This window comes from Ruminococcus intestinalis, from assembly GCF_014288065.1.
GTDB lineage: Bacteria > Bacillota > Clostridia > Oscillospirales > Acutalibacteraceae > Ruminococcoides > Ruminococcoides intestinale_A.
Genome location: NZ_JACOPS010000004.1, coordinates 106,045 through 120,361, shown reverse-complemented (window position 1 = coordinate 120,361; position 14,317 = coordinate 106,045). Strand labels below are relative to the sequence as shown.

General features: G+C 39.9%; 16 protein-coding genes. 10 read left to right on the top strand and 6 right to left on the bottom strand.

What is annotated here, in order from left to right:
• Nucleotides 1-4 precede the first annotated feature (4 nt).
• Nucleotides 5-688 (top strand): sigma-70 family RNA polymerase sigma factor, encoded by a 684-nt coding sequence (locus H8R91_RS08875; protein WP_186935723.1) that lies wholly within the window; start codon nucleotides 5-7, stop codon nucleotides 686-688.
• Nucleotides 689-761: 73 nt separating this feature from the next.
• Here the strand turns inward: H8R91_RS08875 and H8R91_RS08870 are convergent, their stop codons facing one another.
• The 5 genes from H8R91_RS08870 to acpP form a co-directional block, all read right to left on the bottom strand.
• Nucleotides 762-1,442 (bottom strand): SdpI family protein, encoded by a 681-nt coding sequence (locus tag H8R91_RS08870; protein WP_186935722.1) that lies wholly within the window; start codon nucleotides 1,440-1,442, stop codon nucleotides 762-764.
• Nucleotide 1,443: 1 nt separating this feature from the next.
• On the bottom strand, nucleotides 1,444-1,710 hold the full coding sequence (locus H8R91_RS08865; RefSeq protein ID WP_186935721.1) for an autorepressor SdpR family transcription factor: 267 nt from the start codon (nucleotides 1,708-1,710) through the stop codon (nucleotides 1,444-1,446).
• A 144-nt stretch (nucleotides 1,711-1,854) separates the two neighbouring features.
• Nucleotides 1,855-2,787 carry a homoserine O-acetyltransferase MetA gene (metA, locus tag H8R91_RS08860; protein WP_186935720.1) on the bottom strand — a complete coding sequence of 311 codons (933 nt, stop codon included), beginning with the start codon at nucleotides 2,785-2,787 and terminating at the stop codon, nucleotides 1,855-1,857.
• A gap of 40 nt (nucleotides 2,788-2,827) precedes the next feature.
• Nucleotides 2,828-4,267, bottom strand: a complete 1,440-nt coding sequence (gene proS, locus H8R91_RS08855; protein WP_186935719.1) for a proline--tRNA ligase — start codon at nucleotides 4,265-4,267, stop codon at nucleotides 2,828-2,830.
• 147 nt (nucleotides 4,268-4,414) lie between these two features.
• Nucleotides 4,415-4,642, bottom strand: a complete 228-nt coding sequence (acpP, locus tag H8R91_RS08850; protein WP_022234402.1) for an acyl carrier protein — start codon at nucleotides 4,640-4,642, stop codon at nucleotides 4,415-4,417.
• Between the two features lie 202 nt (nucleotides 4,643-4,844).
• On the opposite strand from acpP, the gene aroE reads away from it, so the two are divergent.
• The 9 genes from aroE (at nucleotide 4,845) to H8R91_RS08805 (ending at nucleotide 13,326) form a co-directional block, all read left to right on the top strand.
• The gene (gene aroE / locus H8R91_RS08845; RefSeq protein ID WP_186935718.1) at nucleotides 4,845-5,687 is read left to right on the top strand and encodes a shikimate dehydrogenase; all 843 of its coding nucleotides are present in this window, start codon (nucleotides 4,845-4,847) and stop codon (nucleotides 5,685-5,687) included.
• Nucleotides 5,688-5,705: 18 nt separating this feature from the next.
• A complete protein-coding gene (locus H8R91_RS08840; protein ID WP_022234404.1) occupies nucleotides 5,706-6,218 on the top strand; it encodes a shikimate kinase in 513 nt (170 codons plus the stop codon).
• A gap of 89 nt (nucleotides 6,219-6,307) precedes the next feature.
• Nucleotides 6,308-7,330, top strand: coding sequence for a 3-deoxy-7-phosphoheptulonate synthase (gene aroF / locus H8R91_RS08835; RefSeq protein ID WP_022234405.1), 1,023 nt, complete (start codon nucleotides 6,308-6,310; stop codon nucleotides 7,328-7,330).
• 35 nt (nucleotides 7,331-7,365) lie between these two features.
• Complete coding sequence (locus tag H8R91_RS08830) at nucleotides 7,366-8,196, top strand: prephenate dehydrogenase (protein ID WP_022234406.1); 831 nt, start codon at nucleotides 7,366-7,368, stop codon at nucleotides 8,194-8,196.
• 14 nt (nucleotides 8,197-8,210) lie between these two features.
• Nucleotides 8,211-9,260 carry a 3-dehydroquinate synthase gene (gene aroB / locus H8R91_RS08825; protein ID WP_186935717.1) on the top strand — a complete coding sequence of 350 codons (1,050 nt, stop codon included), beginning with the start codon at nucleotides 8,211-8,213 and terminating at the stop codon, nucleotides 9,258-9,260.
• 13 nt (nucleotides 9,261-9,273) lie between these two features.
• The gene (aroA, locus tag H8R91_RS08820; protein ID WP_186935716.1) at nucleotides 9,274-10,545 is read left to right on the top strand and encodes a 3-phosphoshikimate 1-carboxyvinyltransferase; all 1,272 of its coding nucleotides are present in this window, start codon (nucleotides 9,274-9,276) and stop codon (nucleotides 10,543-10,545) included.
• Nucleotides 10,526-11,596 carry a chorismate synthase gene (gene aroC, locus H8R91_RS08815; RefSeq protein WP_186935715.1) on the top strand — a complete coding sequence of 357 codons (1,071 nt, stop codon included), beginning with the start codon at nucleotides 10,526-10,528 and terminating at the stop codon, nucleotides 11,594-11,596. The genes aroA and aroC overlap by 20 nt, the downstream gene beginning before the upstream one ends.
• Before the next feature lie 14 nt (nucleotides 11,597-11,610).
• Complete coding sequence (locus tag H8R91_RS08810; protein ID WP_186935714.1) at nucleotides 11,611-12,750, top strand: chorismate mutase; 1,140 nt, start codon at nucleotides 11,611-11,613, stop codon at nucleotides 12,748-12,750.
• Between the two features lie 219 nt (nucleotides 12,751-12,969).
• Nucleotides 12,970-13,326: a hypothetical protein gene (locus H8R91_RS08805; protein WP_186935713.1), complete on the top strand. Its 357-nt coding sequence runs from the start codon at nucleotides 12,970-12,972 to the stop codon at nucleotides 13,324-13,326.
• A gap of 654 nt (nucleotides 13,327-13,980) precedes the next feature.
• Here H8R91_RS08805 and H8R91_RS08800 read toward each other — a convergent pair.
• The gene (locus H8R91_RS08800) at nucleotides 13,981-14,217 is read right to left on the bottom strand and encodes an AbrB/MazE/SpoVT family DNA-binding domain-containing protein (protein ID WP_022234982.1); all 237 of its coding nucleotides are present in this window, start codon (nucleotides 14,215-14,217) and stop codon (nucleotides 13,981-13,983) included.
• Nucleotides 14,218-14,317 lie beyond the last annotated feature (100 nt).

Here is a 14,317-nt window from a genome sequence, read left to right as displayed (position 1 = left end):
CGGTATGTCGGAAAGCCGTGGTGATATTATCGGGGATAAAAACTCTCTCGCACAAAAGCATATGGGACTTGTCCATTCCTGCTGTAAGCATTTTACAGGCAAAGGAGTGGAATACGAAGAACTGTTTTCGGCAGGTTGTTTGGGACTTGCAAAAGCCGTAGAGCGTTTTGACGAAAGCCGTGGACTAAAATTCTCTACCTATGCCGTACCGGTTATATTGGGAGAAATCAAGCGTATATTTCGTGACGGAGGTTCTGTACGGGTTAGTCGCACTCTTAAGGAACTTTCAATGAAAATTTGCAGACTTAATACCGAGTACGAAAAAAACAACGGCAGAGAAATGAGCGTTACCGAGCTTTCGCAGGCTTTGAATGTAAGTGAAGATAAGATTTGCGAGGCGCTTTCTGCCGGCTCTTCTCCCCTATCCCTTAATGCCGATTATGATGATGAGGGAAATTCCCGAATAGACATACCCGTAAGCGATTCGCAAGAAGAAATCACCGAACGGTTGAGCCTTAATGATGCAATTGCCGAACTTGATGAGCTTGACAGACAGATTATACATCTGCGCTATTTTCAGAATAAAACCCAATCACAAACCGCCGACTGCCTTGCAATGACGCAGGTGCAGATCAGCCGCAGAGAACGCAAAATTCTTGCCCTCATACGAGAAAAAATGAGCGTTTAGCTCTGCAACTGTCTTGTAAATTGTAAAAATCCCGATAAGGTGAATTTTTTGCCTTATCGGGATTTTATAATGTTTATTCTATGTAATTATTTGATGTTCTTTCCTTTGAATATATTATTTCTCCGTATATTGCAGGAACTATTGCGCTTACCAATACTATAATAATTGATATAAAGAACAATACATTACTTATATTTATTATGAATAACGAAATTATGCCTAATATTATTACTGCAATTCCACAAATCACTCCAAAATAAGCTGCAAAGCGATGTACTTTTTTCCAAACGGATTTACTGCTCAATGTGGCGTTTGTTCGTATGCCAAGCAAAGAATTTTGCTTTATTTTAGGCATTAAATTGAATAAATAAACAAACATACAGCCCATAAAAATACAAATTAACGGTAAAAACAGATTATCTATATTTACTTTATTTTGCAATATCAGTGCAATCAGCATCCAAAAAAATAAAAACAAAAAAGCAAAAATTGATACTATACATCTTACGGCATATTTTCGGTATGACTTATAGTTTTCATCATTTTCTTTAACCTTTGCGTAAATCGCATATATAATTGAAAACAATACAAGAATACTCGGAATAAATAAAAGCATCCATTTTGATGAATAGGCATCTGCAATCCCATTAACATTATAATGTGAGGGCAACTCTTCATTTGGATTAAAAGCAATAAAAACACCTGTTACAGCAATATTAATCAATGATATAATTAACAAAATATATTTTTTCATATTATTTATCCTCTCTGCCTGTTAAATCGGACAACATTTTTAACATATCTTCCAATACGCTTGTTTTCAACGAATAAATTACATTTTGACCTATTTTTTCTGAATCCACAAGGTCAGCTTGCTTTAAAATACTGAGATGATTACTTATTGATGGTTTGGTCATATTAAATTCAGCGGCAATCTCCCCTGCGTTAAGGCTTTTATTTTTAAGCAATTCAAGAATTTTTCGCCTTGTAGGGTCAGCCAAAGCTTTCCATACATCTCCCATAAAAATCGCCCCTTTTATGTATTAGTTAATTAGTTAATTATCTAATTAACTAATACTATTATATCAATTTATTCGTATTTGTCAACAGATATTTATAAGCATACAAAAAGAGCAGTCCAAAATGAACTGCCCATAGTTTTTAGTTTAATGCGGATATTTTTCAAGCAAGTCCTGTAAATCGTACGGTGTTGCCTGATATACATAATAGTTAAGCCAATTTGTAAAAAGTAATGTTGCGTTACTTCTCCACACCATTGGCGGTGTGAGCGACGCATCGTCATTCGGAAAGTAATTGTACGGAACTTTCGGATTGATTCCCTTGTTCTCATCACGAAAATACTCGCTTGCAAGGGTATCTCTGTCATACTCGGCGTGTCCCATTACAAATACCTGTCTGCCGGATTTATTGGTAACTATAGCCACTCCCGCAAGCTCTGACACTGCAAGGATTTCAAGTGCGCTGTTTCTGCGTATATCATCTTCCCTTACTCCCGTATACCTTGAATGAGGAATACAGAAAGTATCGTCAAAGCCTCGCATAAGCGGATGATGCGGGTCTAAAATCGTATGATTATAAATACCGCTTAACTTTTCCTTAAGTTTATGCTTTTGGATACCGTAATGATAATACAAACCCGCCTGTGCACCCCAACAAATGTGGAGTGTGGAATAAACATTGTGCTTTGACCATTCCATAATCTTGCAAAGCTCTTCCCAATAGTCAACATCTTCAAACTCAAGCTGTTCAACCGGTGCGCCTGTAATTATCATACCGTCAAAGGTTTCGTTTTTTATTTGGTCAAAGGTTTTGTAAAAGGTAGTAAGGTGATGAGGTGAGGTGTTTTTTGATGTATGCGATGCCATCTGCAAAAGCTCAATGTCAACCTGTAGAGGACTGTTGCCCAAAAGTCTTAGAAGCTGGGTTTCGGTTGTAATTTTTGTCGGCATCAGGTTTAAAATAATAATCTTAAGCGGACGAATATCCTGCTTTATCGCTATTTCGTTTGGCATAACAAAAATATTCTCAGACTCAAGTACCTTTATTGCCGGCAAATTGCTCTGAACCTTAATCGGCATAGCCTCAGCACCTCCTTATACATTTCAAATATAAAATCAATTAATACTGCTTGCCCCAATAAACCTGGTGCTTAGCAGGTTTGCCGCAGCATACACAAACATCGCTGATGTGCTCCTCGACAAAAGGAATACAACGGCTCTTAACACCGCCTGTAGCGTCCTTGAGTTTATCTTCACAAGCGCTGTCGCCGCACCACATAGCCTTAATAAAGCCCGGGTGATTCTTGGCGGTATCAACAAATTCGTCAAAGTTTGTTGCTGTAAATGTTTTTTCTTCTGTATTCTTGCGTGCTCTTTCGTACATATCGTTGTGAATTGTATCAAGAAGCTCTGCAATATAATTGGAAAGTCCCTCAAGCGGTACAAAATACTTCTCACGGGTATCTCTTCTTACAACTACGCACTGACCCTTTTCTATATCCTTAGGGCCAATCTCAACTCTTACAGGCACACCTTTCATCTCATACTCTGCAAACTTCCAGCCCGGAGCGTGGTCGCTGTCGTCAAGTTTAGTTCTGAAACGCTTTGTAAGCTCTGCCTTAAGTTCGTAAGCCTTGTCAAGTACGCCTTCCTTATGCTGTGCAACAGGAATAATTACAACCTGTACAGGTGAAATTCTCGGCGGGAGCACAAGACCGTCATCATCGCTGTGAACCATAATGATAGCGCCGATCATTCTTGTTGACACACCCCATGATGTCTGGTGCGGATAATGCTGCTTATTGTCTTTACCTGTAAATGTAATGCCAAAGCTCTTTGCAAAGCCGTCGCCAAAGTAGTGTGATGTACCGCCCTGGAGAGCAACACCGTTGTGCATCATCGGCTCAATTGTATAGGTTTCTTCTGCACCGGCAAACTTTTCTTTCTCTGTCTTTCTGCCGATTACAGCCGGAATAGCAAGGATTTCTTTATAGAATGACTCATAAACATGGAGCATACGGAGTGTTTCTTCCTTTGCCTCTTCTGCCGTTGCATGCATTGTGTGACCTTCCTGCCAAAGGAATTCGGAAGTTCTGAGGAAAGGACGGGTTGTTTTTTCCCATCTTACAACGCTGCACCACTGATTGTAGAGTTTTGGAAGATCTCTGTATGTGTTGATAATTTTCTGATAATGTTCGCAGAAAAGAGTTTCCGAAGTAGGGCGAACACAAAGGCGCTCGTTAAGTTTTTCACTGCCGCCTATAGTTACCCATGCACATTCAGGTGCAAAACCCTCTACATGATCCTTTTCTTTCTGTAAAAGGCTTTCAGGGATAAACATAGGCATATACACATTTTCGTGACCTGTTTCTTTAAATCTTCTGTCAAGGTCAGCCTGTATATTCTCCCAAATAGCATAACCGTAAGGACGGATAACCATACATCCCTTAACGCCTGAATAATCAACAAGCTCGGCTTTTTTTACAATGTCAGTGTACCATTTAGCAAAGTCTTCATCTCTGCTTGTAATAGCTTCAACCATTTTTTTGTTGTCTGCCATTTTCATTCCTCCAACTTAAGAAATATTCGTGTATTATAACATTTCTATTATACTATAATTAATTTTTTTTGCAAGTACCGACATTATTTTTATTATAAAAAGTAAAAGAGGTCAGACAAACCGCCTGACCTCAAGTTTTTAATTCAATTATGCATTTGCCTCAATGTAAGAAACAAGTGAACCAACAGTCTTGATGTTCTCAATCTCATCATCGGGAACTTCTACACCGAACTCGTCTTCAATTGACATAAGTAAATCTACTACATCAAGTGAATCAGCACCGAGATCTTCCTGTAAATCTGTATCAGCTGTTACCTTATCTTCTTCAACATCGAACTGCTCAGCAAGAATTGCCTTAACTTTTTCCAATACCATTGGAATTCCTCCCATAATAAAAAAATATTTAATGTATCCATTGTAATTATGGACAAAAGTACATATTTTATGCTACAATGGAATAAGCAATCGAGTAATCGGTTTGCTTCTTAGATTATATTATTGTTTATTTATTCTTTTGTCAATAGAATTTTAAAATTTTTCTATTTTTACCAAAAATTTTTTTAGGGGGTATATTTTTATGAGTACTAAAAAATATGCAGTAATAGGTCATCCTATCGGACATACTATGTCACCTTTTATACATACAAAATTGTTTGAGCTTGCAGGAATCGACGCCGTTTATACAAAACTTGATGTTGCTCCGGAAAGTCTCGGATATGAATACGACCACATTTTATCTAAATTGAGCGGCTATAACATTACAATTCCTCACAAGCAGAATATTATTCAGTATCTTGATGAAATTGATGAAAAAGCAAATATGTACGGCAGTGTAAACACTGTTGACAACAGAGATTACACTGCAAAAGGCTACACCACAGATCCCGACGGATTTTTAAAGGCTCTTGATGCGGCAAAAATCAAATTAAACGGCAGAGTTGTAATTTTAGGCTGCGGCGGCGTTGCAAGAACAATGGCTTATGAGGTTGTTCTCAAAAACATTCCCGTTCTTTTTGCAGTAAGATTGGAAGATGTCGAAATTGCAAAGAAACTTTGCGAAGAAATTAAGAGCACTGTTATCGGTTCTCAACCGTCATACTGTCTTATCAGTGAGCTTAACGGCGACATTGATGTACTTATCAACGCAACTCCTATAGGAATGTTCCCTAATGTTGAAAATCAGCCCGTAAGCGATGAAGTTATCGCAAAGTGCAAAAATGTTTTTGACGCAGTATATAATCCGCTCGAAACCGTACTTATCCAAAAAGCAAAAGCTAACGGTTCAAACGCTGTCGGCGGTATGTCAATGCTTGTATGGCAGGCTGTTGTTTCACACGAAATATGGGACGGCTCCGTTTATGACCCCGCCGAAATCGAAAAGATATGCATTGCAGCGTCTAACGAGTTAAAGAACAGATAATTTTTGGAGGGCCTAAGATTGGACAATATAGTTTTATGTGGCTTTATGGGTTGCGGAAAAACAACCGTCGGCAGAAATCTTGCCCGTAAGTCAGGCAGAAAGTTCGTTGATATGGACTCTTACATTGAAGAAAAGGCAGGAATGAAAGTATCCGAAATCTTTGAAAAATACGGTGAAAACCGTTTCAGAGATATGGAGCACGAGGCTTGTTTGGAACTTGCAGATACAAAAGGACTTGTAATTGCCTCCGGCGGAGGTGCTTTTACTTTCCAAAGAAATATTGACGCTTTCAGAGGAAAGGACAAAATAGTTCTGCTCGATGTTCCGCTTGACATTATAAAACAAAGACTTAAAAACGATACAACAAGACCGCTTTTACAGCGTCCCGACAAGGATGAAGCAATGCGTCAGCTTTATGAAAAGCGACTTCCGATATATCTTTCTGCCGCTGACATAACGGTGAGCGGCAAAAGCACTCCGCTCAAAACAGCATATGCAATCCTTAACGCTATCGATACGCAAGAAAAATAATTACGCATATTACAGGGTTGACTGCAACGCTTTAAAGTGGTAAAATATGTATAAATTATTTAAATGGGAATGAAAGGATAGTTTAAAAAATGATTATTGTATTAAAACCGTCAGCCTCACCCGAGCAGATTATGAATTTTACAAATATGCTCAAAGAGGAATACAATGTAAAAGTAAATAAATGGGAAGGTGTGCATTCAACAGTTCTCGGACTTATCGGCGACACTACTAAAATTGATATGGACTACATTGACGCTCAAGACATTGTAGAAAATGTTAAGAGAGTTCAGGAACCGTACAAAAAGGCTAACAGAAAGTTCCACCCGGACGATACAAAAATCAAAATCAATGATGATATAACAATCGGCGGCGGCAGTCTGCACATTATGGCAGGTCCATGCTCGGTTGAAAGCGAAACTCAAATTGTCGATATTGCAAAGAGCGTAAAGGCATCGGGCGCAACATTCTTAAGAGGCGGCGCATTCAAGCCGAGAACCTCACCGTACGCTTTCCAGGGCTTAAAAGCAGAAGGTCTTGACCTCTTAAAGATTGCAAGAAAAGAAACAGGACTTCCTATTGTTACCGAAATTATGAGAGCATCTCACATTGATATGTTCGAGAATGTTGACATTATTCAGGTTGGCGCAAGAAATATGCAGAACTTTGAGCTTTTAAAAGAACTCGGCAAGATTGACAAACCCATTCTTTTAAAGAGAGGTCTTTCCGCTACCATTGAAGAATGGCTTATGAGTGCCGAGTACATTATGGCAGGCGGCAACGATAAGGTTATTCTTTGTGAGAGAGGCATAAGAACATACGAAACATTTACAAGAAATACACTTGATATTTCTGCAATTCCTGTTGTAAAGGCTCTTTCACATCTTCCTGTAATCGTTGATCCAAGCCACGCAGCAGGCAAGTCATGGCTTGTTGAGCCGCTTGCAATGGCGGCAGTTGCCGCAGGCGCAGACGGTCTTATCATTGAGGTTCATAATGACCCGCCGCACGCTCTTTCGGACGGTGCGCAGTCACTCACGCCCGAACAGTTTGATAAGGTTGCAAAGAAAGTATTTGCACTCAAAAGCTCAATTGACAAAATCAACAGCAAATAATTTTATTTTATATATTTATTCGGAGGCACTGAAAAATGAACATTGCCGTTATCGGTCTTGGTATTATAGGCGGCAGCTTTTGCAAGGCTATAAAAAAATATACCGACAACTTTGTAATCGGTATTAACAGAACGCAGGCAACAGCAGAAAAGGCACTTGAGGCGGGCGCAATCGACAAAATCGGTACTCCCGAAAGCCTCGGTGAATGTGATATTATAATTTTGGCACTTTATCCGCAGGCTGCGGTAGATTTCATAGAAAAATACGGCAGCTATATAAAAAGCGGCGCTATTGTAACCGACAGCTCGGGAATCAAGCGAGCAATTTGCCCAAGTCTTTCTGCTCTTTCAAAAAAATACGGCTTTGTATTCATCGGCAGTCACCCAATGGCAGGCAAAGAAACCAACGGATTTGATGTTTCGGAGGCTGACCTGTATAAAAACGCAAGCTACATAATTACTCCGTGCGGAGCACCTGAGGATAAAATTGAAATTCTTGCCAATCTTGCAAGAAAAATCGGTTTTGGCACAGTTAAAATTACCACTCCCGAAGAACACGACAGAATGATTGCATTCACCTCACAGCTCCCCCATGTGTTGGCTTGTTCTTATGTAATGAGTCCGTGCTGTCCAAATCATAAGGGATTTTCAGCCGGCAGTTATCGTGATGTGTCACGAGTTGCAAATATCAATTCACAACTTTGGAGCGAACTTTTTCTTGAGAATCGTGAACCGCTTATTACCGAGCTTGACATACTCATTGACAATATTACAAAAATTAAAGACGCAATCAAAGCAGAAGACAGAGAAACTCTTGCAGAATTATTGGAGCAGGGACACAAGGTAAAAACTGCTCTCGGCGAATAGAATTGAGGTGCATTATGAGAACAGTCAGAGTAGATACGGGCAAGCCGTATGATATTTGCATTGAAAGAGGAATACTTGACAAATGCGGCGAATACGCAAAGGCTCTTTCAAAGGCAGAAAAGGTTACTATAATTTCAGACAGCAATGTTGCTCCGCTTTATATGGACAGAGTGAAAAATTCTCTTGAAAAAGAGGGATTTAAAGTTGCAACACATATTTTTAAAGCAGGTGAAGAGCAAAAGCACCTCGGCTCTATTGCGGAAATGTACAACACACTTGCAAAATTTTCTATGACAAGAAAAGATATTGTTGTAGCTCTCGGCGGCGGTGTTGTGGGCGATATGGCAGGCTTTGCCGCTGCAAGCTATCTGCGTGGAATTGATTTCATTCAGATTCCTACCTCTCTCCTTTCACAGGTTGATTCATCTGTAGGCGGAAAAACAGGCGTTGATTTACCGCAGGGCAAAAACCTTGTCGGCGCATTTCATCAGCCTATTGCCGTATTGATTGACCCCGACACGCTCAAAACCCTTACCGATGATTATATTTGCGACGGTATGGGTGAAGTTATAAAATACGGCTGCATTAAAGACGAAAAACTCTTTGAAAATCTTGAAAATCAAAATGCACTTGAGCATATTGAAGATATTATCGAAATCTGCGTTTCAATAAAGCGTGATGTTGTAAACCGTGACGAAAAAGAGGCAGGCGAAAGAAAGCTCTTAAACTTCGGTCACACTCTCGGACACGCTATTGAAAAAATCTATAACTTTAAAGGCATAAGCCACGGAATGGCTGTCGCAATCGGTATGGTGCTTATTACAAAAGCAGGTGAAAAACACGGAATTACCGAAAAAGGCACAGCCGACAAAATTTGTGCGCTTTGCAAAAAATACGGTCTGCCGACTACAGATAAATCTACCTTTGAGCAGATGGCACAGGCGGCAAAAGGCGATAAAAAGACAGCAGGCAGCTCAATTGACCTTGTACTTTTAACAAAAATAGGCGACAGCTTTACAAAGAAAGTTGAACTTGCCAATCTCTGCGACTTTATCACAACCTGATTGGAGGATACATATGTCTGATGTAAAATTCAGCCCGTTTGTTCCAAACGGAACTGTAAATGTACCGCCGTCAAAGAGTGATGTTCACAGAGCCATAATCTGCGCAGCCATGGCAAACGGAGTAAGCAGAATTTCTCCCGTTGCCCTTTCAAACGATATTAAGGCAACTATCGGCTGTATTAAAGCGCTTGGCGCTGACGCTGTACTTGAAAACAATGTTCTCACAGTTGACGGCACAAATATGTATAAAAACAAAACCGCTTTGCTTGATTGCGGAGAAAGCGGCAGTACATTAAGATTTTTTATTCCGATTGCCGCTGTCGGCAATATTAACGCAACATTTGTGGGCAAAGGCAAACTTCCGCAACGCCCTATCGGAATATTTACAGAGGCTTTGCCAAAGGCGGGTACCGTCTGCAAAACCGAGGGAGGACTTCCCCTTGAAATCAAAGGTCAGCTGAAAAGCGGAATCTTTAAAATTCCCGGCAATGTAAGCTCACAGTTCATCACAGGACTTTTGCTTGCTCTGCCGATTCTTGAGGGTGACAGCGAAATTGTACTCACTTCCCCGCTTGAAAGCGTTGGCTACATTGCAATGACTATCCGCACAATGAAACAATTTGGTGTGAATATTCAAGCCACAGAAAAAGGCTGGCATATTAAAGGCGGTCAATCATATAAGACTTGCGACTATACAACAGACGGTGACTGGTCACAGGCGGCTTTCTTTATGGTGCTCGGCGCTGTCAGCGGTAAAGTAACCGTAAATGGAGTTGCAAAGGATTCCACGCAGGGCGACAAGAAATGCGCTGAAATTCTTGCCCGATTCGGCGCTAAAGTTACTCAGCTTGACAACGAAGTAACTGTTGAAAAAGGGGAATTAAAGGCAATCACCATTGACGCATCTCAAATTCCCGACCTTGTTCCCGTACTTTCGGTATGTGCGGCATTTGCAGAGGGCACGACAAAGATTATCAATGCCGAAAGATTAAGAATAAAAGAATGTGACCGACTGAAAGCCACCGCCGAATTGCTGAATAATCTCGGCGGCAAAGTAAAGGAACTTTCGGACGGACTTGAAATCACAGGGGTTTCTTCTCTTAAAGGAGGAAATGTAAACGGCTACAACGATCACAGAATCGTTATGTCTGCCGCTGTTTGCGCCGCAAGAAGTGATAAAGATATAACTGCCACTTTTGCAATGAGCATTAACAAAAGCTACCCCGATTTTTATATAGACTACAACAGCATAGGAGGAAAGGCAAATGTCCTCGACCTACGGTGAAAAAATAAAAATTTCTGTCTTTGGCGAAAGCCACGGCAACGGTATAGGAGTTGTAATCGACGGACTTCCTGCCGGCGTAAAAATTGATATGGACAAAGTGCTTGTTCAGATGTCAAGACGAGCTCCCGGCAAAGACAAAACCGCAACCCCACGCAAAGAAAGCGACCTGCCAAAGGTGCTTTCGGGTATGCTTGGAGATACTCTTACAGGTGCACCGTTATGTGCGGTAATTGAAAATACAAACACAAAAAGCGGCGACTACGGCAATCTTCTCAATTGTCCTCGTCCGGGTCACAGCGACTACACGGCTTATGTTAAATATAACGCAAGCAACGATATTCGCGGTGGCGGTCATTTTTCGGGCAGACTTACCGCTCCTATAGTTTTTGCGGGTGCAATCTGCCGTCAGATTCTTGAAGAAAAAGGTATTAAAATTGCCGCTCACATTGCAAGTATCGGAAATGTAAACGACAAATCTTTTAACCCTGTTTCTATTGACGACAAACTTATAAATAAATTAAGCAACAGCTCTTTTGCACTTATTGACGATTCGGTCGAAGAAAAAATGCGTGCAGAAGTTGAATCGGCAAGACTTGCTCAGGACAGTATCGGCGGTACAATCGAATGTGCCGTAAGCGGAATTGAGGCAGGCATAGGCGAGCCGATGTTTGAGGGTGTTGAGGGTGTAATCGCAAAAGCTGTTTTCGGTGTGCCTGCAATAAAGGGCATTGAATTCGGCAAAGGCTTTGAACTCTCTAAAATGCGTGGCTCACAGTCCAATGATCCTTTTGAATACAAAGACGGCAAAGTTGTAACAAAAACCAACAACTGCGGCGGTATTCTCGGCGGTATCACAAACGGTATGCCTGTTATATTCAGAGCAGGAGTAAAGCCTACTCCGTCTATTTCTAAAGAACAGGACACAGTCGATTTGCAGAAAAAAGAAAATGCAAAACTTGTTATCAAGGGCAGACACGACCCGTGTATTGTACCGAGAGCCGTGCCTGTTATTGAGGCTGTCACAGCCGTTGCTATATTAAATCTTTTATAATAAGGATGAATAAAATGAGAAATCTTTCAGAAATCAGAACTGAAATTGACAGTATAGATGAACAGATTATTGAACTTTTCAAAAAGAGAATGGATTGTGCCAAAGAGGTAGGTAATTACAAAAAAGCCAACAATATTCCTGTTCTGAATCAGGCAAGAGAAAACGAAATTCTTGACGCTATCGAAGAGCGTGGCGGCGAGTACGGTTCATACGCAAGACTGCTTTACTCAAATATTATGGAGCTTTCAAGAGCTTTACAACATAATATTGTCGGCAGTGGTGCAGATATAAAAGAGGTTATCAGCAATGTTGAAACCGAGATACCGAAAACCGATGTTAAAGTCGGTTATCAGGGCATTAAAGGCGCTAACGGTCACGAGGCAACAATACGCCTGTTCCCCGATGCGGAGGCACATTGCTATAAATCTTTCGGTGATGTTTTTGACGCAGTTGATAAAGGAGAAATTACATTCGGCGTACTTCCTGTTGAAAACTCAAACGCAGGCTCGGTTTCTGCCGTATATGACCTAATACTTAAGCACCGTTTTTACATTGTCGGCGCACTTGATTTGCCTATTGATTACTGTCTTGGCGGTTTAAAACAGGCAGAGTTTTCGGATATTGAAAAGGTATGGTCGCATCCGCAGTCACTTTCACAGTGTGCAGACTACATTGCAAAAAATAATTTTGACTCTACACCATGTTCAAATACAGCAATTGCCGCTCGTGATGTGGCAAAGGAAAAGCGCCTTAATGTTGCGGCTATCTGCTCATACAAGGCGGCAGAGGAATACGGTTTAAAAGTGCTTGACAATCATTTGCAGGATAACGATAAAAACACAACAAGATTTATTGTTATTTCCAAAAAGCTGTTCATCACACCCGATTCAAACAAAATCAGCCTTTGTTTCTCACTTCCTCATGTTACAGGTTCGCTTTACGGCTTACTTTGCAGATTTAATTCTCTCGGTCTTAACCTTACGAAAATTGAATCTCGCCCACGCCCAAGCAGTGACGAGGGATTTGAATATCTGTTTTACCTTGATTTTTCAGGCAATGTAAGCAGTAAAGAGGTTACAGACCTTATAGCACAGTTAAGTGCGGAAATGCCTGAATTCAGCTTTTTGGGAAACTATTGCGAATATTCAAAATGATTATAAATATATTTTTAGCTTTTGTATATTAATCGACAGAATGTTTTGATTATGTGCAAAACGCTCAAAATTTATTGACAAATTTTGCAAATTAAGTATTGCATTGCATAAAATTTATGATATAATATGCTTATTAAAGTGATAATTCATTTTAATAAGCATTTTTATTTTGAATAATTATTGGACAAAAATAAAAACATAATTGATGAGGTGTTTAATATGGATGATAATAAAAAATTAATTTGCGCCGCAGCCGGTGCACTTGGCGCACTTGTAGCAGTATCAGCTACCGTGTTTGCTATAAAACAGCACAAGAAAAAACAAAACGCAATGCTCCTTGAAGAGCTTGACCTGTGCCTTGACGGTAATGATATTGCGGAACTTGCAAATGAAGCCGAAGAAACAAAAGCTCCCGAAACCGCAGAAGAACCAAAAGCTGAAGAACCCACAGAATCCGCACCTGTCGCAGAGGAAAAGGTTGAAGAGAAAGCAGAAGAAAAAACAGAAGAAACTGTTACAGAAAAAACTGCCGAATCAACCGAAAAGCCGGTACAGTGCGAAAATACAGAAGAATAATTGTTAAAACTTAAGTGCCTTGCCATATGCAGGGCACTTTTTTTGTCAAAATTTTCAATAAATTATGGTTTGGCGGAGTGTCGGTCGGGCATTGAAATTTAGCTAACGCTAAATTATCCTCCCAAAAACAAAAAAAGTTTACTCAATTTTTTCAAAAATTGCGGGTTTGGGCAGCGCCCATATAATCTTCCGATATTACAATTCTTCAGGCGCAAACAGCCACGCTGTTTGCGTGCTAAAACTAAGTTTGTTAAAACAGGCGACAGCCTTTTATAAAAGAAATGATTAACTTTTTATTATATATCGAATTGCTTTCTTGTTGCTATCGCATTTAAGGGGCTTTCGCCGTTGCGTTCAAGCCGCCAAACAGCAAGCTGTTTGGCTATCGTTAGATTATGTAAACGGAAAGTATTTGTGGGCTTTGCCCACACCCACGACCTTTGAAAAGGTCGACCAAACTTTTATAATTGATTGGCAAATCAATTTGCTAAACCATAATATATCAAGATTATCCCAAAAATTAAATCTATAATTGCAATAATATTTAACACACACTCATAAAATCAAATAATTGCATATATATTTTATAAGAACAAAAATCACACCGACAGTTTAAATTAACCGTCGGTGTGCCCTACCCTTTTTTAATAATAATTAATTATTAAGTGCATTGATACAATTTGAGCATATAAATTTGCCCTTAAGACATTTCAGATTTTCAGACGAATTGCAGAAAATGCATTTTTCTTCCGCTTTTTTTATTGTAATGCAATCATTGTCAGCCTCGATATGCAGCATATCGCCCGCTTTGATATTAAGATGATTGCGAATATCCTTTGAAATTACAATTCTGCCAGCTCCGTCAATTTCTCTGAAATTAGTAAATATCATTATATCATCTCCTTATCTGAACAGTTTTCTGTGCGTATTTTTTAATTGTAAACCTTAACCGAAGTTACAGGTTGACAATTTTCATCGCTGTATCATTATA

Bases quoted from the DNA above. Each gene is read 5' to 3' on its own strand.
- aroB (WP_186935717.1), top strand. From the start codon at position 8,211: ATGAGAACAGTCAGAGTAGATACGGGCAAGCCGTATGATATTTGCATT.
- acpP (WP_022234402.1), bottom strand. From the start codon at position 4,642: ATGGTATTGGAAAAAGTTAAGGCAATTCTTGCTGAGCAGTTCGATGTT.
- H8R91_RS08805 (WP_186935713.1), top strand. From the start codon at position 12,970: ATGGATGATAATAAAAAATTAATTTGCGCCGCAGCCGGTGCACTTGGC.
- H8R91_RS08865 (WP_186935721.1), bottom strand. From the start codon at position 1,710: ATGGGAGATGTATGGAAAGCTTTGGCTGACCCTACAAGGCGAAAAATT.
- H8R91_RS08810 (WP_186935714.1), top strand. From the start codon at position 11,611: ATGAGAAATCTTTCAGAAATCAGAACTGAAATTGACAGTATAGATGAA.
- metA (WP_186935720.1), bottom strand. From the start codon at position 2,787: ATGCCGATTAAGGTTCAGAGCAATTTGCCGGCAATAAAGGTACTTGAG.
- aroE (WP_186935718.1), top strand. From the start codon at position 4,845: ATGAGTACTAAAAAATATGCAGTAATAGGTCATCCTATCGGACATACT.
- H8R91_RS08800 (WP_022234982.1), bottom strand. From the start codon at position 14,217: ATGATATTTACTAATTTCAGAGAAATTGACGGAGCTGGCAGAATTGTA.
- aroC (WP_186935715.1), top strand. From the start codon at position 10,526: ATGTCCTCGACCTACGGTGAAAAAATAAAAATTTCTGTCTTTGGCGAA.
- H8R91_RS08830 (WP_022234406.1), top strand. From the start codon at position 7,366: ATGAACATTGCCGTTATCGGTCTTGGTATTATAGGCGGCAGCTTTTGC.
- aroF (WP_022234405.1), top strand. From the start codon at position 6,308: ATGATTATTGTATTAAAACCGTCAGCCTCACCCGAGCAGATTATGAAT.
- aroA (WP_186935716.1), top strand. From the start codon at position 9,274: ATGTCTGATGTAAAATTCAGCCCGTTTGTTCCAAACGGAACTGTAAAT.
- proS (WP_186935719.1), bottom strand. From the start codon at position 4,267: ATGGCAGACAACAAAAAAATGGTTGAAGCTATTACAAGCAGAGATGAA.
- H8R91_RS08875 (WP_186935723.1), top strand. From the start codon at position 5: ATGTCGGAAAGCCGTGGTGATATTATCGGGGATAAAAACTCTCTCGCA.
- H8R91_RS08870 (WP_186935722.1), bottom strand. From the start codon at position 1,442: ATGAAAAAATATATTTTGTTAATTATATCATTGATTAATATTGCTGTA.